Annotated in this window: 20 protein-coding genes and 1 CRISPR repeat array; of the genes, 9 read left to right on the top strand and 11 right to left on the bottom strand. The window is 48.7% G+C overall.

The window, feature by feature from the left end; all coding sequences use genetic code 11:
• Positions 1–364 precede the first annotated feature (364 nt).
• From recJ to C7382_RS07185, 8 genes are all read left to right on the top strand, one after another.
• Positions 365–2,101, top strand: a complete 1,737-nt coding sequence (gene recJ, locus C7382_RS07150) for a single-stranded-DNA-specific exonuclease RecJ (RefSeq protein WP_116679611.1) — start codon at positions 365–367, stop codon at positions 2,099–2,101.
• 13 nt (positions 2,102–2,114) lie between these two features.
• Entirely contained in the window at positions 2,115–3,170 is a 1,056-nt protein-coding gene (locus tag C7382_RS07155; protein WP_116679612.1) for a PspC domain-containing protein, read from the top strand.
• A gap of 123 nt (positions 3,171–3,293) precedes the next feature.
• Positions 3,294–4,991, top strand: a complete 1,698-nt coding sequence (locus C7382_RS07160) for a hypothetical protein (protein ID WP_116679613.1) — start codon at positions 3,294–3,296, stop codon at positions 4,989–4,991.
• A gap of 32 nt (positions 4,992–5,023) precedes the next feature.
• Positions 5,024–6,208, top strand: coding sequence for a nicotinate phosphoribosyltransferase (gene pncB / locus C7382_RS07165; RefSeq protein ID WP_116679614.1), 1,185 nt, complete (start codon positions 5,024–5,026; stop codon positions 6,206–6,208).
• On the top strand, positions 6,208–6,795 hold the full coding sequence (nadD, locus tag C7382_RS07170; RefSeq protein WP_116679615.1) for a nicotinate (nicotinamide) nucleotide adenylyltransferase: 588 nt from the start codon (positions 6,208–6,210) through the stop codon (positions 6,793–6,795). The genes pncB and nadD overlap by 1 nt, the downstream gene beginning before the upstream one ends.
• A 22-nt stretch (positions 6,796–6,817) precedes the next feature.
• Positions 6,818–7,198 carry a putative signal transducing protein gene (locus C7382_RS07175; RefSeq protein WP_116679616.1) on the top strand — a complete coding sequence of 127 codons (381 nt, stop codon included), beginning with the start codon at positions 6,818–6,820 and terminating at the stop codon, positions 7,196–7,198.
• A gap of 18 nt (positions 7,199–7,216) precedes the next feature.
• Positions 7,217–8,755, top strand: coding sequence for a glycoside hydrolase family 10 protein (locus C7382_RS07180; RefSeq protein ID WP_116679617.1), 1,539 nt, complete (start codon positions 7,217–7,219; stop codon positions 8,753–8,755).
• Between the two features lie 7 nt (positions 8,756–8,762).
• Positions 8,763–10,793, top strand: a complete 2,031-nt coding sequence (locus C7382_RS07185) for an AAA family ATPase (protein WP_116679618.1) — start codon at positions 8,763–8,765, stop codon at positions 10,791–10,793.
• A 100-nt stretch (positions 10,794–10,893) separates the two neighbouring features.
• Positions 10,894–13,748: a CRISPR direct-repeat array (repeat unit 30 nt; unit sequence GTTTTAATTCCTATATGGTGCAATTGGAAG).
• Between the two features lie 244 nt (positions 13,749–13,992).
• Here the strand turns inward: C7382_RS07185 and cas2 are convergent.
• The 10 genes from cas2 to C7382_RS07235 all read right to left on the bottom strand — a co-directional run bounded on the left by cas2 (position 13,993) and on the right by C7382_RS07235 (position 23,943).
• Positions 13,993–14,256, bottom strand: coding sequence for a CRISPR-associated endonuclease Cas2 (gene cas2, locus C7382_RS07190; RefSeq protein WP_116679619.1), 264 nt, complete (start codon positions 14,254–14,256; stop codon positions 13,993–13,995).
• Positions 14,256–15,272, bottom strand: coding sequence for a type I-B CRISPR-associated endonuclease Cas1b (cas1b, locus tag C7382_RS07195; RefSeq protein ID WP_116679620.1), 1,017 nt, complete (start codon positions 15,270–15,272; stop codon positions 14,256–14,258). Before cas1b ends, cas2 begins: the two co-directional genes overlap by 1 nt.
• Entirely contained in the window at positions 15,269–15,778 is a 510-nt protein-coding gene (cas4, locus tag C7382_RS07200) for a CRISPR-associated protein Cas4 (RefSeq protein ID WP_165815138.1), read from the bottom strand. The genes cas1b and cas4 overlap by 4 nt, the downstream gene beginning before the upstream one ends.
• 104 nt (positions 15,779–15,882) lie before the next feature.
• Entirely contained in the window at positions 15,883–16,992 is a 1,110-nt protein-coding gene (locus C7382_RS07205; protein WP_116679621.1) for a CRISPR-associated protein Cas7, read from the bottom strand.
• A gap of 11 nt (positions 16,993–17,003) precedes the next feature.
• The gene (locus C7382_RS07210; protein ID WP_116679622.1) at positions 17,004–18,293 is read right to left on the bottom strand and encodes a hypothetical protein; all 1,290 of its coding nucleotides are present in this window, start codon (positions 18,291–18,293) and stop codon (positions 17,004–17,006) included.
• A 12-nt stretch (positions 18,294–18,305) separates the two neighbouring features.
• A complete protein-coding gene (cas3, locus tag C7382_RS07215; RefSeq protein ID WP_116679623.1) occupies positions 18,306–20,429 on the bottom strand; it encodes a CRISPR-associated helicase Cas3' in 2,124 nt (707 codons plus the stop codon).
• Positions 20,426–21,010: a hypothetical protein gene (locus tag C7382_RS07220; protein ID WP_116679624.1), complete on the bottom strand. Its 585-nt coding sequence runs from the start codon at positions 21,008–21,010 to the stop codon at positions 20,426–20,428. Before C7382_RS07220 ends, cas3 begins: the two co-directional genes overlap by 4 nt.
• A gap of 18 nt (positions 21,011–21,028) precedes the next feature.
• Complete coding sequence (cas6, locus tag C7382_RS07225; protein WP_116679625.1) at positions 21,029–21,694, bottom strand: CRISPR-associated endoribonuclease Cas6; 666 nt, start codon at positions 21,692–21,694, stop codon at positions 21,029–21,031.
• A gap of 846 nt (positions 21,695–22,540) precedes the next feature.
• Positions 22,541–23,344 (bottom strand): M48 family metallopeptidase, encoded by an 804-nt coding sequence (locus C7382_RS07230; protein WP_116679626.1) that lies wholly within the window; start codon positions 23,342–23,344, stop codon positions 22,541–22,543.
• Positions 23,345–23,523: 179 nt separating this feature from the next.
• Positions 23,524–23,943 carry a YkvA family protein gene (locus tag C7382_RS07235; RefSeq protein WP_116679627.1) on the bottom strand — a complete coding sequence of 140 codons (420 nt, stop codon included), beginning with the start codon at positions 23,941–23,943 and terminating at the stop codon, positions 23,524–23,526.
• Positions 23,944–24,079: 136 nt separating this feature from the next.
• Here C7382_RS07235 and C7382_RS07240 point away from each other — a divergent pair, with 136 nt between their 5' ends.
• A complete protein-coding gene (locus C7382_RS07240; RefSeq protein WP_116679628.1) occupies positions 24,080–24,583 on the top strand; it encodes an RNA polymerase sigma factor in 504 nt (167 codons plus the stop codon).
• Positions 24,584–24,814: 231 nt separating this feature from the next.
• Here C7382_RS07240 and C7382_RS07245 read toward each other — a convergent pair whose 3' ends face one another.
• Positions 24,815–25,012, bottom strand: a complete 198-nt coding sequence (locus C7382_RS07245) for a PG1828 family lipoprotein (RefSeq protein ID WP_116679629.1) — start codon at positions 25,010–25,012, stop codon at positions 24,815–24,817.
• Positions 25,013–25,177: the final 165 nt, after the last annotated feature.

The following is a 25,177-nucleotide window of genomic DNA, read 5'->3' on the forward strand; positions in this document are numbered from 1 at the left end:
GCGCCAAATCAAAAAACTTTTGGCGCGACTTTGTGTTGAGATCAGGCGCATGTTTTCGGTGTTTTTCGGTGTAAGAAATCTGCCGATCGGCTTGGGTCACCGGGGAAAGACAGACTGTTCTATAGTTTCTCCGGCTATTCGCCTTCCGACAAAGGGCGGAAAACGGTATGAGAATCGGGGGTAATCCGGCACCGACTCACAACTATTTACTATATTTACGGGGCGTAAACAGAGGAAAGGGCAGCCTTTATCCTCAGCGAGGCACAGGCTACTGCGTCCCGCAATCCGACAGGAAAAGGCCTGATGTCCCTACCGAAACGCTACTCACATACTCACCACATAGCAAATAAAAAAATGACATACAATGACTTACAACTGGAATTTGGAGCCCTTCTCCGAGGCGGAACGCGCACACGGAGCGGTTCTCGCCAAAGAGCTCAGGCTCGCGCCCGTAGTGGGGTGCCTATTGGTGCGCCGTGGGATTACTTCCATAGAAGAAGCTAAGCACTTCTTCCGCCCGAAACTGGAGGATCTGCACGATCCTTTCCTGATGAAGGACATGGACAAAGCAGTAGCCCGACTCAACAGGGCTGTGGGGCGGAAGGAAAAAATAATGATATACGGCGACTACGATGTGGACGGCACCACAGCTGTGACACTCGTATATAAGTATCTGCGCGCCACAGGCTGCTCAGAGCATCAGCTGGACTATTACATACCGGACCGATACGACGAGGGCTACGGCATCTCTTACAGAGGGATAGACCTCGCACATTCACGCGGGACCAAACTCATCATCGTGCTCGACTGCGGCATCAAAGCCGTGGAAAAGGTGGCCTATGCCAAATCTCTGGGCATAGACTTCATCATCTGTGACCACCACAATCCGGACGACATGCTGCCCGATGCCGTCGCCGTACTGGACGCCAAGCGGACGGACAACACCTACCCCTACGAACATCTTTCGGGTTGCGGGGTGGGCTTTAAGTTCATGCAGGCCTATGCCCGCAGCAACAATCTGCCCGAGTCCAAGCTCCTGCCACTACTCGATCTGGTGGCCGTGAGTATCGCTTCTGACATCGTCCCCATCATGGGAGAGAACCGCATTTTGGCCTACTACGGTCTGCGTCAGCTCAACAAGCGCCCGTCCCTCGGGCTGCAGGCGATCATCAATGTCTGCGGACTGAGGAACAAGAAGATCGACATCAGCGATATCGTCTTCAAGATAGGGCCGCGCATCAATGCCTCAGGACGTATGATGAACGGTCGCAAAGCGGTGGAGCTGCTCCTCTCACAGGACGCCATCGAGGCTCAAAGTCGCACGGCGGACATTGACGAGTGCAACGAACAGAGGCGCGAACTGGACAAGGACGTCACGGAACAGGCCATCGACATCCTCGGAGAACTGTCCGACGTGAACAAGAAGATACTGGTCATCTACCACCCCAAATGGCACAAAGGAGTGATCGGCATCGTGGCAAGCAGAATGACGGAACGCTACTCCCGCCCCACGATCGTGATGACCAAGAGTGGCGACTTCATCTCCGGCTCGGCACGATCTGTCGGTGGATTCGACATATACAAGGCCATCGAGCACTGCAAGGACTTGTTGGTCAATTTCGGTGGGCACCCCTTCGCTTCGGGACTGACGCTCAAGGAAGAAAATCTGGAAGTCTTCCGCAAGATGATTACGGACTATGCAGAAGAGACTGTTGTCCCCGAAACACTCGTACCGCAGATAGACGTGGATGCAGAGATAGACATCAGAGAGGTGAACTACAAACTACTGGACAACCTCAAACGCATGGGGCCGTTCGGGCCGGACAATGCAAAGCCGGTATTTGTCTCTCGCAACCTGACCGATTCGGGCGGCAGCCGTGTGGTAGGCAAGGCTTCCGAGCACCTCAAAGTGGACGTGGCCGTGCCGGCTAATGATCGACAAGTGATCAACGGCATCGCCTTCAATCAGGCGGAGCAGTGCGATAAGGTAAAAAATGGCTACTTCTGTCTATGCTATACGATAGAAGAAAACGAATTCAACGGGAACAAATCGCTCCAGCTCCTGGTACGCGACATAAAAGAGGGACAAGAGCCAAACTAATAAGAGCAAGAGAATGAAAAAAACACTTACGATGAATCTGGGTGGCAGGGTCTTCCATATTGACGAGGATGCTTACCACCTATTGGACGACTATCTGCACAGCCTGGCCGCACACTTCGACCGCGACAATCGCACCGACTGCAAAACAATAGAAGAGTTCGAGGTTTACTTTGCCGATGCCGTGACCGCCCGATTGCAAAACGAGCAGTCAGTCATCGACATCAGTATGGTTCGAGAGGTGATCAAGAGCAGCAACTCGGCCGCATATTTCTCGGACGAAGGTTATCAATCGACGAGCGACTATTCTCACCACAACGGGGGAGAAGAAAGCCGATACAGCGGCACACCGGACTTTGACGAGGCTGCAGACGGGAGCGCAAAGCGCAAATTTTTCCGAGATATGGACAATGCTGCTCTCTGCGGAGTGTGTAGCGGTCTTGCAGCTTACACCGGTTGGAATGTCGCCGTGGTGCGAATCATCGTAGTACTTCTCGCCCTTCCTGTCTATTCCATATCTTGGCTTGTTATCGTCGGCTACTTGGCTGTCTGGATGATCGTCCCACCTGCCATTACAGCCTCACAAAAGTTGCAGATGCACGGCGAACCCATAACGGTAGAGAACATAGGCCGCCGTGTAGCGGCAGATGCCGATGCTGCACTCAGACATAGAGAGAACGGCGTAGTCAATGCCCTGGGCTGTCTGCTCAAAGGGGTGTTTGTCTTGGCCGGAGTCGGCCTCATTCTGGCTGTGGTCTTTGGACTCTTCGGTCTGCTCATGGAGCTTGTAGCCGGCAGTTATGTGTCCAATACTCCGCTGGCTTCCGAGTGGGTATCCATCCCGTCTTGGATGGTGCTCTGCGCAATCGCATCAGTCTTTGTGATCGTCGTGGTGCCGGTGATGGCCATTATCTTCACGAACCACAGCCGCGACAAGAGAGGCTCCTTCCCTTCGGGACTCCGCTGGAGTGCGCTCGGCCTCTGGATTTCGGCCGTGATTCTACTGATAGTGGTCTTCGTCTTGATGACACGAGAGCTGGGGCTGACCATATTCTTGCGTCACGCGGCCTAATAACTCACAGGCTTGCGCCGTAAGACACAAATACCTCTCTGAGAGCGAATAAAGGTTTTTGTCCGTATCTTCGCACAGATAAGGTAAAATCGCAAACAAAAGAACAACGACAACTATATTATTATGGTAGAAAATCATCAAGCAACGAATCGGTCGATGCGCGGCATCACTCCTGCCAAGGACTCGGTTCTGGCCGTATTTTTGCAACTCTGCCTCAAGAACTGGTATTGGATCCTACTCTCGGTCTGTGTCTTCGGCGTATGGGGTGTAATCAGTAGCAAGAGAGCGGGCGTTCCCTCCAGTGTCTATTTCACGGCTGTGATGGCGCGCTATCCAGAGAATATTCACCGTTCCACAACGGGAGGATTGAACCCCAAGTACAGCTTGCATGACAACTATACTCCTCGCTGGGAAGGCGTATCGGTTCTGGATAGAGACCCGACTTTCAACGGACTCTGCGCCACCAGTCTGGTAGAAGAGGTGGGAGCTGAAATACAGTTCGATGTCAATTACTATCTCCCGGGTCGATTTGCCAATCGCGACATATACGACACTACCCCCATCCATCTCATCTTCCCCAAAGAAACAGCCATGGAAGCTTTTTCCGTGAAGATGAAATTGGAACAAGACAAGGCTACAATACTCTCCTTGAAAGGCAAGCACATGGGCAAACCCATCAATCTTTCCGATATCGTCCTCCGATATGGAGAGCCACAACAAACACCCATCGGCGACCTCATCGTGGAGAAAACCGAATATTTCGCAGACGGGACTTGGGAAGAAAAGGCATGGCCGATAAACCTCCTGATCGCCAAAGAATCCCAAGAGGCGGCACGTGTGCGCTACGACACAAACCTCAAGACGGAAGAATTGAAAGGCCGAATCGAAATGCGTGTAACGATGAATCGTACCATCGGCTTTGCCAGAGATTTTCTGGACGGGCTCATTCGGAAATACGACGAACTGGCTCGCAGTCGCCACAAGGCTCAAGTGGAAGAGAAAATAGCCCTCACCAAACAAGGATTGAGAGACTTGCAAGCAAACAATACGGCTGCCAACGACTCTACGTTTAAGGCTCTCGGAATAACCGATGCAGAGAAAACTACCAGCCGCGAAGCTATGCGTCTCAGACTCACGGCCATGCTCGACGAGTACAAGGTAGATGCCTTAGCTGCAGAGTCATCCTCAAGTTTGATTGTTTTAGACAAGACGAAATCTGTACCAGGAGCTAACAAAGAAGTACTCTCGATCATTCTCAGCGTACTAATCGGCTTCATTCTACCCCTGGTGGTGATCTTTGCTTCTATCATCCTGCGCAATCTGATGCTGGTTCCTTCCGATCTGGGCGAGGACGTGCTCAAGCATCTGCTCAGTCGCCTGACCGGCAACAAGAAGAAAAAAGCTACAAGACGTAAGGACATCGACCTCCTACGTCTGAACCTAACCGAGTATCTCGCGGACAAAAGTGCTCCTTGTATCGTACTCTCAAGCCTGAGCGGAGACGAACGGATCAAGAAGATGTCGAATGATCTGCTGGAGTCTTTCGAGCAAAAGGGCATGGCCATGCAAATCGTTAAGACTGAGAATTCGAATGCTGCAACGAAAGAGATTGCTGCGCTGCAACAGAAAGGAATTGCAGTCTTGGTCGTGGCTCCTGCCATTGCAAGGAGCGCTTCGGCCATCGAGACCAGCCTCGTAGCAGATGTCTCCCTCTTATTGGTAGAAAGCTTGTGTTCCAAAAAGAGAAACAAGGAAGATGCCGAGAACTTTATCCTACAAAGTCGGTGTCCGGCCTTCGTTATCTGGATGGATCGTTTCTAATGCATCTGTAACCTTTATTACAACGTTGGGTCATGGGTATTATCCGGAGTATTTTAGACACTGATCTATACAAGTTCACCACCGGCTATGCCTATGCCAAGTTATTCCCGCGGGCATACGGTGAATTTCGCTTTATAGATCGCAATAAACAACGTTTCTCAGCAGAGTTTGCGGATCAAGTGCGAGAAGAGATTCGCGCCATGTCCGCACTCACTCTGACTCGAGAGGAGAAGGATTTCCTCCAGCGGGAGCTACCCTATCTCCCCCCGATCTACTTAGACTTCCTCCAAGGCTATCACTTCGATCCTGACGAAGTGAGTGTCTCCATAGACGCCGATGGACACTTGGACATCCGTGCGCAAGGCCTCCTCTACCGTGTGACGCTTTGGGAGACACCCATTCTGGCTATCGTAAGCGAACTATATTACCGCCACATTGGAGCCACGCCTGACTGGACACACGTTGAGCGAGTGACTCGTTCCAAGGGAGAACTGATGCGCAACCACAAAGCCACCTTTTCAATTTTCGGCATGAGGCGCCGCTTCTCGTTCGAAGTAGAAGACCGGGTGACGAGCCTCTTGAAGGAATCCGCCGGCAACTGCCTCTTCGGGACGAGCAACGTCCATCTGGCACATAAGCACGGTTTGCGCGTGTCCGGCACCCATCCGCACGAATGGATACAGTTCCACGGAGCCATATTCGGCTACAAGATGGCCAATTATGTCGCCATGGAGGATTGGATCAACGTCTATGACGGAGACCTCGGCACCGTCCTCACCGACACCTATACGACCGATGTCTTCATGCGCAACTTCAGCAAAAAACACGCCATGCTCTATACCAGCCTGCGTCACGACAGCGGCGACCCCGCCGTATTCATTGACAAGGCTGTGCGGCGGTACGAAGAGTTACGCGTCGATCCCAAGATTAAATATATTATCTTCTCGGACGGTCTCTCGCCGGAGAAGGCTGTGGACATACAACAGCTCTGTGGCGACAGGATAAAAGCGAGCTTCGGCATCGGGACCAACTTCACCAACGATGTGGGAGGAGGCGTAGTGCCGCTGAACATCGTGATGAAGCTCTGGAAATGTAAGATGACCGCCAAAGACGACTGGCACCACTGCGTCAAGTTGAGCGACGTAGGTGGCAAGCACACCGGTGACCCGCAAGAGATAGCCTTGGCGATGACGACATTAGGAATCAAGCAGGAATAATGCAGACGGGACTCTACTTCGGCTCTTTCAACCCGATGCACATCGGGCACTTGGCTCTGGCAAATTATCTGACTGAGCACACATCCATCCGCCAACTGTGGTTTATCCCGAGTCCCATAAACCCGCTCAAAAACTCCCGAGAGTTGCTTCCCTACGAATTGCGTTGCCGGCTCATTGAACAAGCCGTCCGAGGAGACCATCGTTTCCGTGTGCTCCGCATTGAGTCCACCCTCCCTGCTCCTCATTATACGGTGCGCACACTCCGCGCCCTCAGTATGCTACATCCCGATCAGCTGTTTACATTGCTCATCGGTGCAGACAATTGGCTTTCGTTCGACCGTTGGCAAGACCACCAAAGACTTTTGGACCATTATCCGCTGACCATCTACCCCCGATTGGGTTACAAGATAGACGAGGCCTCGCTCCCGAGCAGCTGCCACTACGTACAGGAAGCTCCGCGGATCGAGATCTCATCCACGGCCATCCGATCCGGCATACTGCAAGGTCGAGATCTACGCTATTGGCTTCCCCAACCCGATACATACAACGTGATTGCAGCAGCCCTCCGCGACTGTGCGAAGAGGTAAGAATCCCGCAAAACAAGCATCTATGGAAGAGAAAATGGTGACACTCGTATGCCTGCAGAGCAATGCTCTGGCAGAAGAAATCCAACAACTCCTGGCCGAATCCGGTATCACCTCGTACCTGCGGAATGAATATACCAACCGTATCGTAGGCCCCATGTGCGACATCGGCGGTGTGAGAATTGAATTGGCCGAGAGCGATCTGGAAGCAGCTACCGAGCTATTGCAAGAATCTGGTTTGTCGCTTGCCGAACCCGAGGCTACTCAGGTAGGACGCATCAGCCACTGGGGAGACAATCTGCCCTTCCTACGTCATCGTCCTTTGGAGCAGCGCCTATGGATGATCACCATCCTCTTGATCCTCGGTCTTGGCCTCCTTTCTGTTATTCTATATCTACTCAGCTAACGAGACTACAACTCCCCTATGCATCATCACTACACGAAGCCGCTCTTGCCGGCGGCTCTGCTATTACTGCTCGTCTTTGTCATTAACAGCTGCGGCACGCGCCAACAAGCGCCCCGCCCCTCTCAGGCCTATTATCCCAAACGTGAGTTCCGCGCCGCTTGGATCCAAACCGTATATCAGGGCGAATATGCCCGCCTGCGCCCCGAAGATGTACGTCGACTGCTGAGCGACCGATTGGACAAGCTCAAGGAGGTAGGCTGCAACGCTGTTATCTTCCAGGTACGCCCCGAGAGCGACGCTTGGTATGTGTCCTCCATTGAGCCGTGGAGTCGTTTCCTCACCGGCAAGCAGGGACAAGCTCCTTCCACTCCTTGGGACCCTCTGGCTTTTATGATCGACGAATGCCACCGCCGCGGCATGGAACTGCACGCGTGGATCAATCCCTATCGCGCATCCACTTCCGGGACGGCAGGGCTTGCCCCCAATCATCCTTACAACCGCCATCCCGAGTGGTTCGTCACCTATAATAGTCAGCTCTACTACGATCCGGGCATCCCCGATTGCAGAGCTTATATCTGTCGCATCGTCCACGACATCACGATGCGGTACGACATCGACGCCATCCACATGGACGATTATTTCTACCCCTATCCCGTAGCCGGTACAGCCTTCCCCGACAGCGAAAGTTTCCGTCGCTATGGCGCGGGATACACCTCGCAGACTAAAGGCGACTGGCGACGCGAGAATGTGAACAAGCTCGTGCGTGAAATCAAGCAGACTATCCTCCAATCCAAACCTTGGGTGCGCTTCGGCATCAGTCCCTTCGGCATCTATCGGAACAAGCGCTCCTCTGCCTTGGGCAGCGAGACCACGGGATTGCAGAACTACGATGACCTCTATGCCGACGTTCTCTTATGGGAGCGAAATGGCTGGATCGACTACGTCATCCCACAAATCTACTGGGAGATTGGACACAAAGCCGCAGACTACGGCACTCTGATCGACTGGTGGGGCAAGAATACGGACCATAAGGTTCATCTGTACATCGGGCAGGATGTCAAGCGTACGATGGACGCCCGCCAGCTCTACCCCAAGATGCAAATGCAGCGCGCCACCGCAGTTGGTCAGGCTCTCTGGCCGGCAGGAGAAGTCGTGAACAATACAGGAGGAGTAGCAGACAGCCTACGCCGCCACTACCATCGTTATCCCGCCCTCATCCCCGCCTATACGACCATGCATAAGGACGCTCCCCGCAAGGTCAAGGGACTGCATGCCGCTTGGTTGCCTTCCGGCTACCACCTCATTTGGCTGGCGGACAAGGATTGCACCGATCCCGTCAAGGCATCCTACTTTGTAGTCTATGCCTTCCCCCGCGGAGAGAAACCATCTGTCGATCGTGCCGAGAGCATCTGGACAACAACCCCCGAAAGCAGCATCAAGCTGCCCGACGCTCATGCCGATAAGGACTATACCTATTGGGTAACGGCCGTCGATCGCTTCCACAACGAGAGCAAACCGGCCAAAATCAAAGTAAAGGCGTGGCGTAAACACCCCTAATCCTCCGATGACTCGGCGCACACCGAAGAAAGAAAAGCAGGCTGCACACACGATCGATCCCGCCAACGAAGAGATGGGTCATGTGCTCAACCTCATCGAACGTACCGGTCAGAGCGTCTTCCTGACGGGCAAGGCCGGCACGGGTAAGTCCACCCTCTTGCGCCACATCCGCGACACCACACGTAAGAAGCACGTCGTTCTGGCTCCAACAGGACTGGCGGCACTCAACGTCGGCGGGCAGACCATCCACTCCTTTTTCAAGCTGCCACTGCGCCCCATTCCGCCCGACGATCCGGACTTGAACACCCGCGACAAGCGCGTGTACGACGTATTCCGCTACACTCACGAGCATCGCAAGCTGATCCGCAGCCTCGACCTCATCATCATCGACGAGGTATCCATGGTGCGAGCCGATATGATTGATGCCATGGACAAGCTCCTGCGCGTCTATACGGGACACCCGGCCATGCCTTTCGGTGGCGTACAAATGCTCTTCGTGGGCGACCTTTACCAGCTCGAACCCGTAGTAACGACCGACGATGCCGACATCCTCAAGCGCTTCTACCCCAATCCCTTCTTTTTCTCTTCCGAAGCCTTCCAAAACACCCCGCTCGTCACCATCGAACTGACCAAAGTCTATCGACAGACGGAGCAGGCCTTCGTTCAAGTGCTGGATCGAATCCGTTCGGGCACACTCACCGACAAAGACCTCCGACACATCAACAGCCGCGTCGAACGCGACTACCACGCCCCCAAAGACGAACTGGTCATTACCCTTGCGACCAAGCGCCGCCACGTCAGCTACATCAACGAACAACGACTGGCGCAGCTGCCCGCCGCTCCCATCAGCTTCTTCGGCGAGATCGACGGCGACTTCCCCTCCTCCTCCCTCCCCACAGAGGAAGAACTTATCCTCAAGGAGGAAGCGCAGGTCATATTCGTCTCCAACGACAAAGACCGCCGCTGGGTCAATGGCACCCTCGGCATTGTTGCCGGATTCAGCGAGGACGGAGAGACCATCGACATCTGCCTCAGCAGTGGCGAAGTCGTAAGTGTAGAGCGATGCATCTGGGACAATAAGCGCTTCTCCTACGACGAGAAGACCAAGAAAGTAGAGGAAGAAGTCCTGGGGCGTTTCATCCAGTTTCCTCTCAAACTCGCTTGGGCCATCACCGTCCATAAGAGTCAGGGGCTCACTTTCGACCGCGTCATCATCGACTTTTCCAAAGGCGTTTTCGCCAGTGGCCAAGCCTACGTAGCCTTGAGCCGCTGCCGTTCGCTGGAGGGGATGGTGCTACGTGCCCCGCTCCACAAGCGCGACGTCATCGTCCGTCGCGAGATAGTCGATTTCTATTCGCACGCCAACGATCGCCGACTCATTGACGATTCGTTCCGGAAGGCCGAGGCCGAGCAGGCATACATTCAAGCCCTTCGGCTGTGGAATGCACATCGATATACCGAGGCGGTGGGCACCTTCTCCCAGGCGCTCACACAGAAAAACGAATTGGGCAATCCACTCTTTCGCCGAATCCTCATGAGCAAGCTGCTCGAGGTAGAGCAGCTGCGCCAACGCGAAGAGAATCTGCGCAGAGAGAAGGCGGAGCAACGGGAGATTATGCGCCGACTGGCGAAAGAGTATGTGCTCATGGGCAACGACTGTATAACAGAAGCCGGCGATGCTCACGCCGCCATACGCTCCTACGATAAAGCCTTGACGCTCTACCCCGACTATGTTGAAGTCTTGGTGATGAAGGGGCAGGCCTATGCCCGCCTCAACGAGATCACGAATGCACTCACCGCCCTCAACCAAGCCACGACCTTAGCCCCCATGGACTTTAATGCCCACCTCACCCACGGCGAAGTGCTGGAGAAGTTTGGCTATCAGACCGAAGCCCTCGAAGCCTATCGCAGAGCCGACGACATTAACCCGAAGAATCGCACCCTCCTGAAGCGTCTCATTTCCCTATGCGAAGAGCTGGAGGACGAAGACAGAGCTGCATGGTACCGTGCCCGACTCCGTAACCTCCGAAAGTCATAACTCTTATGCAAGTAGCTTAACAATGCAGCACCTCTACTATGGAAATTCAAGGTGCAATTGGAAGCCTTGCATTCACTTGTCTTTCCTGTCTTGTTACGCAGTTTAATTCCTAGTATGGTGCAATTGGAAGTTCCCCTTGAGGAACACGAAGGGTACCCGCAATATCGTTTTAATTCCTATATGGTGCAATTGGAAGTTTCCTCGCTCACGATGTGCAGCTGCTGCAACATCGTTTTAATTCCTATATGGTGCAATTGGAAGGGATAAAGGCAGAGTATATAGCGTCTATGCCTGCTGGTTTTAATTCCTATATGGTGCAATTGGAAGCGTTGGGCTGCAAGAGTTCGTTGATAGTCCTCTTACGTTTTAATTCCTATATGGTGCAATTGGAAGAGCGGGGGCAAACACTGCCCAGTCTGTGCCCTTCAGTTTTAATTCCTATATGGTGCAATTGGAAGACCGATACAAAATTTCAAAGAACGCCAATACTCGTGTTTTAATTCCTATATGGTGCAATTGGAAGCTACTGAATTAAGTATAGTTGAGTTCAGTCCAGCCTGTTTTAATTCCTATATGGTGCAATTGGAAGGCCCGCATTTCGCTATTCTCTTTTTGCACCTTCACAGTTTTAATTCCTATATGGTGCAATTGGAAGGCTCCTGTATCAGATTAGCCTCCATCATGTAGCGGAGTTTTAATTCCTATATGGTGCAATTGGAAGCAAAGAGCGTAATAAAAAACCTCGGAATGCAACCGGTTTTAATTCCTATATGGTGCAATTGGAAGTAAATACGGTGTTGAGATACAGCTGCTCGATAGTGGGTTTTAATTCCTATATGGTGCAATTGGAAGGCCTTTCCCCATCCGCTTGTATTATCATCTGTGTTGTTTTAATTCCTATATGGTGCAATTGGAAGTCGATCTTGTGCGCGCTGACGGATCTTCACCGGAAGGTTTTAATTCCTATATGGTGCAATTGGAAGAAGATAACGGTAGTCGCCAAACATAATTACATCATCGTTTTAATTCCTATATGGTGCAATTGGAAGTGCCGCGGCAATGGCGTCGCGGGCCTGCAGGATGGTTTTAATTCCTATATGGTGCAATTGGAAGCTTTTCGACCGCAAGCGCCTCTTCAGCCTTGGCCTGTTTTAATTCCTATATGGTGCAATTGGAAGAGTTTGCGCCGACGCCGATCGGCAGCGACAGATTGGTTTTAATTCCTATATGGTGCAATTGGAAGAGGCGGTGGCAGACTTTATCGGCCTATCCGGGCAAAGTTTTAATTCCTATATGGTGCAATTGGAAGAGTCAACGACCTCTCTGATCAGACCGATGACCTCAAGTTTTAATTCCTATATGGTGCAATTGGAAGAGAATACGATGAGCAGTTAGCAGAAGAGAATGCGCAGTTTTAATTCCTATATGGTGCAATTGGAAGCGTACGCGTACACGCTGTATATGCAGCAAGTACCACGTTTTAATTCCTATATGGTGCAATTGGAAGCGCGATCGACGATGTTATCGAGGTGCTGAGCCGCTTGTTTTAATTCCTATATGGTGCAATTGGAAGTTCCCTGAAGCTCAGTATGAGCTTGTAGGATTCACCGTTTTAATTCCTATATGGTGCAATTGGAAGCGGTATCATGCAATACAAACCGCATCCGGTCACTACGTTTTAATTCCTATATGGTGCAATTGGAAGAAGTGTTTTACGACAGAATTAGACCCAGACACCACAGTTTTAATTCCTATATGGTGCAATTGGAAGTGCTTGATGGCGTGTTGTCGTTGTCAGCTTGTATTTGTTTTAATTCCTATATGGTGCAATTGGAAGTCGACATCGTAGTAAGCGATATGTGCGCCCTCCTGTTTTAATTCCTATATGGTGCAATTGGAAGTTCCTCACTGATTGATTGAAGGGTTGGTTGTTGTATGTTTTAATTCCTATATGGTGCAATTGGAAGTTCTTCATATTTGACTCTGACAGCAGGAAGGAACGTTTTAATTCCTATATGGTGCAATTGGAAGTCTTCAGCTCCTCAATCAAGGCTTCTGCATACTCTAGTTTTAATTCCTATATGGTGCAATTGGAAGGACAAAGCAAGTCAGCACAGCTCCTGACCCTTATAGAGTTTTAATTCCTATATGGTGCAATTGGAAGCTTAGCATATCCCTTTACCGATTCCGATTCGATAAAGTTTTAATTCCTATATGGTGCAATTGGAAGATATCACAGAATTCAGCGGAGAATTTTAATTTTCATGTTTTAATTCCTATATGGTGCAATTGGAAGGCTCCATCCCGACATCGTAGAATCGTTCCTCATCACGTTTTAATTCCTATATGGTGCAATTGGAAGGCTTGCGTTGCTTGGCGCGCTCGTCATCGCTCAGTTGTTTTAATTCCTATATGGTGCAATTGGAAGCCGTGCCAACGACAACCAACCAATCAGTAAAAAATAGTTTTAATTCCTATATGGTGCAATTGGAAGGATCCAGGAACTGATGATAGAGGAGTTCAAGAAGGTGTTTTAATTCCTATATGGTGCAATTGGAAGTACAAACGCTACTACAACGGTAAAGAGCTTTCTACCGTTTTAATTCCTATATGGTGCAATTGGAAGCGAGCATGAAGCCACAACACCGAAGCGATACGTCTAGTTTTAATTCCTATATGGTGCAATTGGAAGGTCTGAGACTGTTCCGTCCGCATTCTTCCACTTGCGTTTTAATTCCTATATGGTGCAATTGGAAGCAAGAGGCGCAAGAAATGCTGAAGGAGGAGTAATGAGTTTTAATTCCTATATGGTGCAATTGGAAGCAGAGTGCGAGACGAAGCGTTCGCATTCAGCAAATTGTTTTAATTCCTATATGGTGCAATTGGAAGTGTCCATAGTGATGCGCCCACCTACGATAATCGGCTGTTTTAATTCCTATATGGTGCAATTGGAAGTGGTCAAATGTACATGTTATTTTGCTGATGTACAAAGGGATTGGCGATAGGATAGACATCGTTTGAGGACACAAAAAGTCGTCGATGTACAATCCTAAGAAAAACCGTGAAGCACGACAACTGGCCTATAAAGCTGATTATCAATCATTTCAAAGAACGATTTGCCTTCGAGTCTCAGGAAATGAAATATAAAACAGAGGCTTCGACGAACAGAGATTGGCAAAAAGAATCTTACAGCACTGATTCAGAGAAAGATATCCGTTGAGGCTCGCTCTTTGCCAAGGATTTCTTTTTCCAACCATCGTTCCTGACGAGAAACAAAGATGATGAGGCTATCCACCTCTTTATCCATGAGTTTGGTAGCCTTGCTCTTCAACTCTAAAAGTTTGACATCCGACAGTTCGCCCTCGAAGACCGAATTCTGTATCCAGTTCAGATACTTCCTACAGAGTTTCAGCATTTTACCGACACGTTTCTCTCCCATGTCATACACTAAGATAATATACATCACCAATACATCTTAAAGGGTTGATACTCCTCCATCCCGAGTATATCTTTTGCGATCTTATAACACTCAAGCTTGATGAGGTGCCTGTAACTAACAACACGACTCAGTTTACGATGTTGAATGGTCTCGCTGAGTTTCTCTTCAAACGCCTGCACGAATAGTTTCTTTCCTGCAGGGTTGAGGACGCACCGATTCAGCTGCTTATCGAAGTGCTTTGCTTGGATGATTCGTTTATTCATCACTTTGAAAATCGTACGATCGACAAGTATCGGTTTGAAGATTTCCGATATATCCAGACAAAGAGAGTAACGTCTCTCCCCAGGTGTGTGCAAAAAACTGATCGTAGGATTCAACTGACTCTGATGGATCGCTTTCAGGCAGAGTGTATAGCACATCATGTTTCCGAACGAAATGAGAGCATTCACTTCGTTCTGAGGTGGCTGTTTACTCCGTGCGCCCATTTCGAAAGGATCAATAATGAGATTAAATGCATCGTAATACGCCTGACGGATATTACCCTCAATCCCCATTAAGCTTTCCACCGTTGTCGTCTCTTCAATACGGGAAGAATATTTCTCTATCTGCTCCATCATGGGATACATATCCTTTCCTCGATTATTATAGTAGGCCAAGTTCTTTTGCATATTAAACGCAGCTCCGGCAATGAACTTCCGAGCCAAATGCATCCGTTTCTTCTTATCCTTATGAGCAGACGCTTGAGCTAAGAGCATCTTACCGGAAAGCAAGAAGTCACGCGGCATGAAAGAACCTGTGTAATTCTCATAATAATCAAAGAAATGAACAGCAATGTCATTACTGCCGAGGAAGTTATACAAGCTACTATTAGCCCTAAGAGAGCCAAAGACATAGAAGTCGCTGATCCCTTCGACAGGAATGTAACGAGCCTGTCCCGGATGTTCGACACCATTCTCTCCTTCTTCTATCGGAAGGAACCGAAGCGTGTTGTCCTTTCGCGACAACTCCCCGGGATTGAACAGATAATAGGTCTTTTTCATATCTCTTCTCCAGAAAAGCAAAATTCATAATAGCTACAATTCTTACAGATACGCGATTCAAGTACGGGCGGACATGTTTCTTGATTCATTATTCGGCGTATCTCCTCCTCAACATCCCTTATTCGCTCACGATCAATTTCAGAAAGCACCACCTCCTCTCGTTTTCTTAATGTCGGATATTCCAAGACTCCGGTCGCCCCATACACGCCATTACGTTCCAAGACATAGAGATAGTAGAGGAGCTGCATCCTATGAGCCGAAGAAATCTTATTTGATTTTTTGACCTCATGAACAACCTTATTCCTGGCATCGTAGAAATCTATCTTGATTCCGTCCAGCTCTAACTCCTCATACCTCTCCGACCGTTGAGGATAAGTTGTTTCGTGAATCAACTTTCCTTCATACACTAAGTCCGACGTATGCTCCATAGTAACTCCGGAAGAAAACAACCACAACTTTCTATGGCACACCTGATAATAGTTGAAGTGCGTGCCTGTAACCATCATAATAAAGGGAATGGAATAGTACGACAAAATGGCACACATTACCCCGAGAGATGGTGTATCAGAAAACGGATCTATTTCTGACACACCGCCCAAGGGGTTGTTTTTCACAACTGCTTCTCATAGTCAAAAGCCTGCATCTTCTTAATCAGGCTCTCCACCGCCGCATCAAGCGCATCCGCGCTTTCATTTTCGACGATTACATGTGCTGCACAAGGGAGAGTGACGAAGACCTCTGCTCCGGCTTTTTCGTCCACTATCGGCTTGGCCTTCGGCCTCTCAGTACCATCATCTATGAGTTTGGCTCGAATTGCTCCAGCCTGTGCATTTGCGTTGTCACTAATCGCCACAGCCAATGTTTCCATCAAACTAAAGGTACGGGCTTGGTTAGAGGTGATACGCCAATTGATGAGAGCGTGAGCCAAGGCCGGAATTATCTTTTCGCGCTCCTCTTTGCAAAGGGTCCAACAGTCTCCAAATATATTTTTGCTTCTTACCCACTTTTTCGAATCTAATTTGATTGTTTGTGGTAAATCATGAATAGAAACAGAGAAGAGAGTACGCAAATCAATTGCAACATCATAGACGAATAGGCCAGAAGCTCTGCCTTTATTTTGTATCCATTTTCGGTATAGATCTCGATGAGTGTTGTCCAAAATACTTTGTACTTCTTCTTCACTCAGGAGATCTCCATTTGCATCCCTGATTTTTACTTGATGTAAATCTTTATTGTCAGATCTGTCGAATGATATATTTTCTTCATGGTAACCGACCAAAAGAGGGTGTAATGGCACCATTGCAGAGATAGAGAGAGGGCTTCTCCGCTTTCTAACACTGCTATCCTTTGCGTCCGCATCATCCGTATTTTTTTTCTTCTTTTTCTTATCATCATTATCCTTAGCAAACATCCAACCTCCAATAAGTTGATCTGGATAATTGGGGTCGCATTGAGATAAAACTTCTGCCTCACTGAGTTTAGGCTGCTTAAAAACAAAGGTTACACTGCTCCGCTGAACATTAAGGGCAGATAACAACTCTTCCATGATACTACGCTTCACCTGTTGTCCACTTGAATAAGGGAGTTTTCTACTGCCCGAGGTGTAGTTGCTGTATATTGGATCGTAGAAAAACTTCTGCTCCTTTTCCACGCAAAATACAGAAAGAGGAATACTCTTTAATCCTCTGAGATAGAGGATCGGCTGTCCATTTTTATCCATACCTATTTTTATTAAATCATTATGTAGTGAATTTTTGTTAGTCCGATGAAATAAGGAACATTCTCTGCAGGCATATCATGAATTATTTTGCTGATATCCATAATAATCTTCCTTTCTTTTATCTCTGCGTCTTTGAGGATTGGGATCAGCCTCCAGACAAAAGCACGCTTTGAAGGATGAGACAATAGTTCTTCAATGGCATTGTCTCGATTTGTTCGATCTTCCCCATGTCCCTGTTCAAAGGAACGTAGAGCTTGGGCAAATTCCTTTGCCTTGCTCCATAATTCTTCGTTGCTAAGCATAGCTAATAACCAGATTTGATATGTTTGAACCTTTATTCTTTTCTCATTATCAGTTTTATATGACGGGATTCTCCCATTGTCCATGATTGCTTTTAGGCCTTTGGGTTCCAATGCCTTTATCCCGATCTCTCCTCCTCTACAAGCAAGAGAAAAACCATGAGCTGTCCCCAACAGGCGCATCGCCTCATCACTCTTATCTGCGCCGAAGTAGCGCACATACAGCTGATGAGCGTTGCGGATGGGAGACAAAGCAAAGGGAATAAAGCCGACTGTCGTATTAGTCTGACCAATATTATATACGTACCCCATCATCTTGGGATCTGAGAAATGACGGCTGATAGCGACCAATAGCTCCCCCCAGGGCAAGGTATCGATGCCCATCAAGCCATCTTTCTCCAGAATGGCAACATTAATGATCTCGGAAGTGTCAATGGGGTTATATTTCTTATTTAACCATTGAGCATTCCACGTATTGATCTGATTCCCTTTCATTTTCGGAGTCGTATTCAGGAATCCACGATAGACTTTCCAACCTTCGAAAATATCCAATAACAATTCCGGTTTATCAAAGAGGATAGTCAGCCCCCCTTCCACTCCTACGCCTAATCCGGCTCCTATCCAAGAGAGATAGCTTTCCGCCGGATCGATCTGCTCTTGTGGGATGGATATTTGTCCTGAAGTAGTGGACAAAGTATCGATAGAAGGATAGCCGACGGCTATACTCGCATCGGCAAGTCCTGTGTCTATTTTATCTATGAATTTTCTGAGTCGCTCCTCTCGTCTTTCGGCTGTTTCAAAAGGTTTCTTCCCTAAAATCATGTCCTTCCAAGAGAGCTTGGGATTTTCAAAGGGAGAATTGCCGGCCGTCATCAGATACTTCTCTTCTTTGAAAAAAAGAGGATAGTAAATCTCCATAAAGAAGTCCTTGGGAGCGTAGGCGGTTCCGTTTTTTTCGTTGTACGCTTGTAAGAATATCTTACCGATAACAGATGTCACCATATATGTTTGCGTTTATATCATTTCGAAACTTTTATAGTGTTGGGGAGCAGCATATTCTTCGACGTAGCCCAAAGCAGGGTCATACGCCTTGTCTGGAATGAGATAGGGATGCATCCCCTCTTCAATAAGAGCAAGTCCTTTAAATCGGATAGCTGTCGGGACAGGAATCTCAAGCATAGTCCGGGAAATATAGTTGCCCTGAATATAAGCCAACCTGTCACTCTCAACAACACAGCAGGCAGAGCTAATATCTAACAAATCCAAGAGAGCTGATTTTGGATAATGCATCAACTCCTTGATAGCCCATTCTCCTTTTTGAAAAGCCGTATGCCACTCTATATCCACACGAGGTATCTCCGGATAGACCGTGTCCAATAATCGCTGCACATCCTTTTCTCGGAGAATTGCGTCGTCTTCGAGAACGGCATAGCTCCTCCGCAAAACCTCCGTATCGTATGGCATCGCCTCCTTTTCCTCCTCGGGTGGAGCTATTACGTATATAGGCTTCATCGTGCCGATAGACTCCGCAGTGCGTCGTCTATTGATGCGACCGAATCGCTGGATAAGAGCATCGATGGGAGCGCACTCCGTTACCATCAAGTCAAAGCTGATGTCCAAACTTACTTCTACCACCTGAGTGGACACGACGAAGCAAGCTTGCTCACTTTGGTTATATTCCTCCTTGAGCTTCTTCTCCAGCCGAGCGCGGTCTTCGCGTTTGAAACGACTGTGGATGAGCATCATGGGAATTTGCGGATATACTTCGCCTAATTCTTGGAAGAGTTGCTGAGCCCTCTTCACTTGGTTGCATACGAAGAGTATCTTCTGCTTCTGTTCAATAGCCTTTGTGATAAAGGGCTTAGTCTCGTCTCGTGCTTCGACTTTGTGGACTACATGGCGGTCGAATGTCGTGAGGATCTCGTCAGATAGTTTTACTTCATAGACCTCGTCTTTGCCTCCCAATAGAGCCAAGAGTTGGTCGTACAAAACACTCGGCATGGTAGCCGTACCTACATGCACATGACATCCGAGCATTATGAGTATCTCTACGATCTTGAGCACCATAGCCTGGGTAGTACTGGTGTAGGTATGGATTTCATCCAGAATGACATCACAGCCTTTCAAATCCAGTGCTATGGCCTCATAGCCCTTTAGTCCGAAGGCCACAGCTGCAATCTGATGTGGCGTGAGGACTTTGATCGAAGCTCCAATGTGTCGAGGGAGAATCCGTTCGTATCTGTTGTCACTCATCTTCAAAATAGATGCGGCATGTAAGGGGTAGATCTGGGCATCGGTATCTTTGAGGTCAGCTTTCAATCGATCGTACATGGCATTGATCGAAGCCTGAAAGGGCAACGTATAGAAGACCCTGCCGCGACAACGTCTCAATAGGAAATCCGTCTTACCCGCACCCGTAGGAGCTGTTACCAACGTATGCGAACGCTTATCATCTGCAGCAATGAGAGACAACGGGTAGAGATCGCATTTTCTATTTTCATAGTAAGCAAGATCGGGCACAACAAAGAGCTTGCGCAAAGCCTCTTCCGTATATTGCTCCATGCCGGACGCCAAGTGATCCGCAGCCATCAGCAATCCTTTCCAGCGAGAACAATTAGGGTTGAGCCGGCTACAATAGTCCACAGCTTCCTCATAGCTACGTCTTGCATCTTCAAGTGAAATCGGGTGTGTCTTCCAGCCGCATAGGGATAATATGCCCAAAGCATCTGCACTCCACTCTTCAAAGCCCTTGCTATGCCGCTCGAAACACCGGAAATCATTATCATCCAAATCCAGTAAACCCTTGTCTCCCACATCCTTGTAGATTGACTTATGATGTGCAGCGATCATGCGTATGACCACCTGCCGATCCTCCTCTGAAGGAAGAAGAGAGAGGAAGAAAAGAGAAGCGATCTCGTGTCGGAACGGTTTCGACGGCATAGTACTGCCCTCTTTCAGTCTGATCTGAAAGAGGGGGCTTGTTTTCCCAATATCATGCAAGAGAGCCCCCTTGCGTGCAAGCTCCACATCCATGCCCGTATGCTGAGCAATGAGCACTGCTACCTCGGCAACTTCTTGCAAATGCTGCCACAACGGCGTCCCGTCGCTTTTAGCTAATATGTGATCGTATCGGTTCATTTGGCGAACAGGACTGCTTCTCCTCCTATTTCAATACGACCATACATGGGAGCATTGTTGTCGAATCGGTTATAACCGACCATGAAAGCATCGGGAAAATCGCGACCAAAACGCAATTCAAAGCCGGGAAGACGATCGAAATCCTTCTCTTCCATCTCCATAATATCCCTGTCAGGAAAGACAACGTCTTCGTTTCTACACAGACAGAGGTGCTGCTCCGATGCTATAAAGGCGTGCTCTCTGTCGGCAAAAGCCAAGGAGAGAGAGGGATATAGCATAATACCTCGATACAAAATGGATTGAGGGCGAAAGAAGTACTTATCCTTTCCTTTCCCTTTTGAATCCCATCCCTGCGTTTGGGTTTTCTCCATTTGCACATCGATTTCACGATAAGAGAGTTTGTGCCTTAGGATGATGTGTATTCCTTTTTCGGACAACATTTCTGGGAAAAGTTTCTTTTCCATCCCTTCGATTATAGATGGGGTGAGAAACTGTTGGCTATAGGTCTCGCCGTCACGGAGGGCAGACCAGGGCTTGATATACCCGAAAGTACCCGTATATCGAACTACAAAATATTTCATCTCAGTATCTCTCCTTAATCATTTTATGGCACCGAAGCCGATGCCGGTTGAGTTGCCGACACCGGCATTCCACGCGAAGAGTTTGCTCTCTGCCCTGCCCTCGATGCGGATGGGACACCAACTAACCTTATTCTTCACACCGCGATAATCGATGAGCATTACCTTGGCTTTCCCCTGACCGGGAGCAAAGGAGGCCATCAGCGTATCGTCGTCAACGCCCATTACTTGAAGTTTCTTGCGGAGGTTTTCCGTCAAGAGCGCATTGGCATCGGGATCGGTATAAATGACATGGTCAAACCTTCTTTCTTCTCGCCAACGCTTTAGTAAGATGGGACTCGCAGGATAGAAGAGTTCGCGTGCGCTCATGTCCGGATCTTCCATGAGGACGACTTCTCGGACGCTCAGTCCTTTGAACATGGTAGGATCCTGTCTAATGCCCGTCACCATACGGTTCAGGATTTCCGGATCATGTGCACTGACAAACATATCCGCTCTATCGGCAAAAAGAATGCTGCCAAGCTCTGAGACAAGCTTCCCTCCGCTAAGGCGGGAGAAGGAATAGGGGATGCTTCTACCATGAAGCTCGTTATCACCGAGCCACTTCTGAATGGTGCCGACAAGTAGGTGCTGATGAGCAAATGGCACCAGCGCATCATCGGCATGGATATACAGTTGTATTCTCATACCAGGTTTATAATTAGCGTTTTCTTAACATTGGCCTAAAGGTAATAAACAATAAACAACAATCCAAAGAGAAATCTGAATATCATCCTCTGTTCATTTCACTCGGGACAAAGGGAAGAGAGATTTTGCTACATTTGCAAATAAGTTGAGAGCACCAGAATACGTAAATAATTGAACATCAAGGCGCGACGATTGGGAAGGCAATAACAAAACGTAGTAAATGAAAGCAACGATGAATGACAAACTTATATACCAAAGACTGCACAGCTATTGCTGTGTCGCCCCTCCTTTTTATTTCGATCTGCCATGGCATAGTCTCAGACCTTGCCCGAACTGGCTATAATCGTTGTCTCTCTGATGATGAATAGGATGCAGTAAGACCCTATCAACTCATAGCAAAAAACAGAAGCACCCGTTGAGTTCGCGGCTGAACTCAACGGGTGCTTCTGTTTTATCCGGCCGAAATACGGCTTTCTGACCCTGCAATAATTAGGTTTTTAAGATGCAACCTTTATAAATATCATTTCCAATATCGTAATTATCACAAACGATCTTCATAAAGATAGAAAGTAGGAATTATAAAGATGACATCAGAGAAGCCTAAAGTTCATCATCAAGGGTATAAAGGCTCATTTTTCGTCTTCGTTTCGCTTGCCGACAGACCTCAAAAAGGCTGCTTATTTAGAATAAATCCAAACAAGGCTTCGATGTTGAAAACTTTTTTGGCACCTAAAAAGAGGAGCAAAGACTGAGGGAAATTAACACAAAAAGTCGTTCTTACAGATCTTTCTCGTGGCTCGTCTCTCGTCGAATGCAACTGTCAAACTGCCTTTTGGCACAATCGCCTTACTTGCCTTTATAGTATTTCATGGCTTCCGGCAGATACTGGCGGATGGCGGCGACGCGATTGGCATCGGAGGGGTGTGTGCTGAAAAAGTCGGCCTGCTGACCACCACCACTTTGGGCAGACATTTTCTGCCAGAAGGTCAGGGCAGCATTGGGATTGTAGCCTGCCATGGCCATGAAGATGAGTCCGATTTTGTCAGCTTCGTACTCCTGCTTCCGATTGTATGGGAGGGTGACAAGCACTTGCGAGCCGATACCGTAGGCCTGCCCAACGACAGTCTGCAGCAAGGCGGACTTATTGGAGACTGCTGCGCCCACAAGGCTTCCGCCCATCTGACGTACGTACTCCTGACTGATGCGTTCATTGGAATGGCGTGCCACGGCGTGGCTGACCTCATGGCTGATCACCGTTGCCAGCTCGGCATCGGAGCTGACGAGCTTCAGCAAGCCGGTATAGACTACGATCTTGCCTCCGGGCATACAGAAAGCATTGATGGCCTTGTCTTCTACTACGTTGAACTCCCACTTCATCTGCGAAGCCATGTCGCTCAGGCCGTTCTGTCTCAGATAGAGCATGGTCGCATTGGCGACATTCTGCCCTACTCGGCGCACTTGCGCAGTGGTCTGAGTATTCTTGGAGAGCTTAGCTCCACTGAGAAATTGTTTGTACTGTAAGGCACTGGACGAGAGTATTTCCGCATCCTGTACCAACATCAATTGGCTTCTGCCTGTGATGGGCACTGTGCTACAAGCCGTGAGCATCAGGCCGAGAGCGAGAACCAAAATTCCATTTTTCTTATTCATCTGTCTTTCCTTTCTTCTGGGTTACATGATTGATTTCATGCGCCAAAGATAGCGGGCTTACGGTCAAATAACAATCATTCCGACCTTCATAAACAAAATGAACCCCAAAAGTCTTTAAACAGACTCTCGGGGTTCATTGCATTAGGCGGTACACCTTCCTTCTTCTATTATTTAGGCACTCAATCCTCAAATATCCGAGCAGCGCGTAGACGTGCCTTCTCGCGGATGGCAGGAGTGATGCGATGACTCAAGATTTTGAGGACGATAGTCGTCACGGCCAAGTCGTCCGTGAATCCCACGACAGGCAGGACGAAGTCCGGTATCAGATCCATGGGCAGGATAAAGTAGCCGAGAGCACCTGCCAATAGCAACTTCTCCCGCGTTGTCACCTCGCCGGCGCGCAACATATAGTAGAGCGTGAGTATCTGCATCGTGCCGAAGCGGCCGATAATGCGACAACACTTCAGCACCTTACTCACCACAGCGTTCTCCTTATAGAAGTATGCATAGTGAGAAATATCCGCCAACGTAGTCGGGAGTTTCTCCCCAAGCCTTTCCTGAAGCGGCCTTCGTTTCTTTTGCTCTTCGTTTTTTCTCATATCATTGATGCGGTCTATTGCCCTTAATACGCTGTATATTAGTAACTATCTCTCATTCGCTTATCTTTGTATCAGTGGCAAGAGGGAACGAATCCTCCGGTTACTGGCTACGATAACTACAAAGAAACAGTTTATTATGGATAGTGTGCAATTTCGCGAAAAACTTCTGGGTCTCCAAGACAATATGCGCAACTTTGCCCTGACGCTCACGGCAAACCGCGACGACGCAGAAGATTTGCTCCAGGACACTACGCTCCGCGTCTTGAACAACGAAGAGAAGTTCGTGGACAATGTCAACTTCAAGGGTTGGGTGCTGACTGTGATGCGCAACATCTTCATCAACAACTATCACAAGCTGGTTCGTTCGCAGACGGTCATCGATGCCAACAGCGATCCCTACAATGTACCCGTCCTCAACGAAGGAGGGGAAGACACGCCCGAAGGCACCATGGCCATCAAGGAGATTACCGCTGCCATTGCCTCTCTGAGCGATGCGCTCAAGGAACCCTTCTCCATGTACGTGAGCGGATACAAGTACAACGAAATTTCCGATACACTCGGCATACCCCTCGGCACAGTCAAGAGCCGTATCTTCCTGGCGAGACAAGAGCTTCAGCAGCAGCTAAGGGATATGAGATAAGAGGTAGCACACCCCACAAATTCTCTCCGCCCTGTCGGCAGTCCAACCATAACAACAAGCAAAGGGTATTCGTCATCGACCTTAGGTCTGAGACGAATACCCTTTCTTTTTAGGGAGAGCGCGCTTCTTGCGAAGGGCCTTAGTAACATAAGAGACATAAGTCTGACCCTTTTTGGAAGTCAGACTTATATCTCTATTCCCCAATGCGTGGGGCAGTGCTTAGGCAGCTTCTTATTGCTCAGCTACGGGAGCAACAGCTGCAGAATCAACTGCCTGCATAGCAGCTGAGTCAACCACAACAGCGTTTTCTACTACAACAGTAGTATCCATAGCCGTAGAGTCTGCAGTTTCTTCAGTCTTAGCTGAAGAGTTGCAAGAAGCGAATGATACAGCTGCGATTACAGCTGCAAAAGCAACAAATTTCTTCATTTCCTTTTTTGGGGTTAAAGTGTAATTAATGTTCTATAACGGCGCAAATATACAGCTTCTTTCCATTTCACCAAAAAAAAACACCGAAATGTAGACCAAATTCCCCCCTTTAGAACCAAATTTTCTATCTTTTTGGGCTATAAAGTGCCTAAAAGCAGTCCTCAA

The sequence above is a fragment of the Porphyromonas loveana genome, from assembly GCF_003096695.1.
GTDB classification, from domain to species: Bacteria; Bacteroidota; Bacteroidia; order Bacteroidales; family Porphyromonadaceae; genus Porphyromonas; species Porphyromonas loveana.

Excerpts from the sequence above, each read along its gene's own strand:
- C7382_RS07175 (WP_116679616.1), top strand. The coding sequence starts at position 6,818 with ATGGAAGAGAAAATGGTGACACTCGTATGCCTGCAGAGCAATGCTCTG.
- cas4 (WP_165815138.1), bottom strand. The coding sequence starts at position 15,778 with ATGATGGTTACAGGCACGCACTTCAACTATTATCAGGTGTGCCATAGA.
- C7382_RS07245 (WP_116679629.1), bottom strand. The coding sequence starts at position 25,012 with ATGAAGAAATTTGTTGCTTTTGCAGCTGTAATCGCAGCTGTATCATTC.
- cas3 (WP_116679623.1), bottom strand. The coding sequence starts at position 20,429 with ATGAACCGATACGATCACATATTAGCTAAAAGCGACGGGACGCCGTTG.
- C7382_RS07205 (WP_116679621.1), bottom strand. The coding sequence starts at position 16,992 with ATGGATAAAAATGGACAGCCGATCCTCTATCTCAGAGGATTAAAGAGT.
- C7382_RS07155 (WP_116679612.1), top strand. The coding sequence starts at position 2,115 with ATGAAAAAAACACTTACGATGAATCTGGGTGGCAGGGTCTTCCATATT.
- C7382_RS07160 (WP_116679613.1), top strand. The coding sequence starts at position 3,294 with ATGGTAGAAAATCATCAAGCAACGAATCGGTCGATGCGCGGCATCACT.
- cas1b (WP_116679620.1), bottom strand. The coding sequence starts at position 15,272 with ATGAAAAAGACCTATTATCTGTTCAATCCCGGGGAGTTGTCGCGAAAG.
- C7382_RS07235 (WP_116679627.1), bottom strand. The coding sequence starts at position 23,943 with ATGAGAAAAAACGAAGAGCAAAAGAAACGAAGGCCGCTTCAGGAAAGG.
- C7382_RS07240 (WP_116679628.1), top strand. The coding sequence starts at position 24,080 with ATGGATAGTGTGCAATTTCGCGAAAAACTTCTGGGTCTCCAAGACAAT.
- C7382_RS07230 (WP_116679626.1), bottom strand. The coding sequence starts at position 23,344 with ATGAATAAGAAAAATGGAATTTTGGTTCTCGCTCTCGGCCTGATGCTC.
- cas2 (WP_116679619.1), bottom strand. The coding sequence starts at position 14,256 with ATGTATATTATCTTAGTGTATGACATGGGAGAGAAACGTGTCGGTAAA.
- C7382_RS07220 (WP_116679624.1), bottom strand. The coding sequence starts at position 21,010 with ATGAAATATTTTGTAGTTCGATATACGGGTACTTTCGGGTATATCAAG.
- recJ (WP_116679611.1), top strand. The coding sequence starts at position 365 with ATGACTTACAACTGGAATTTGGAGCCCTTCTCCGAGGCGGAACGCGCA.
- C7382_RS07180 (WP_116679617.1), top strand. The coding sequence starts at position 7,217 with ATGCATCATCACTACACGAAGCCGCTCTTGCCGGCGGCTCTGCTATTA.
- nadD (WP_116679615.1), top strand. The coding sequence starts at position 6,208 with ATGCAGACGGGACTCTACTTCGGCTCTTTCAACCCGATGCACATCGGG.
- C7382_RS07210 (WP_116679622.1), bottom strand. The coding sequence starts at position 18,293 with ATGGTGACATCTGTTATCGGTAAGATATTCTTACAAGCGTACAACGAA.
- cas6 (WP_116679625.1), bottom strand. The coding sequence starts at position 21,694 with ATGAGAATACAACTGTATATCCATGCCGATGATGCGCTGGTGCCATTT.
- pncB (WP_116679614.1), top strand. The coding sequence starts at position 5,024 with ATGGGTATTATCCGGAGTATTTTAGACACTGATCTATACAAGTTCACC.
- C7382_RS07185 (WP_116679618.1), top strand. The coding sequence starts at position 8,763 with ATGACTCGGCGCACACCGAAGAAAGAAAAGCAGGCTGCACACACGATC.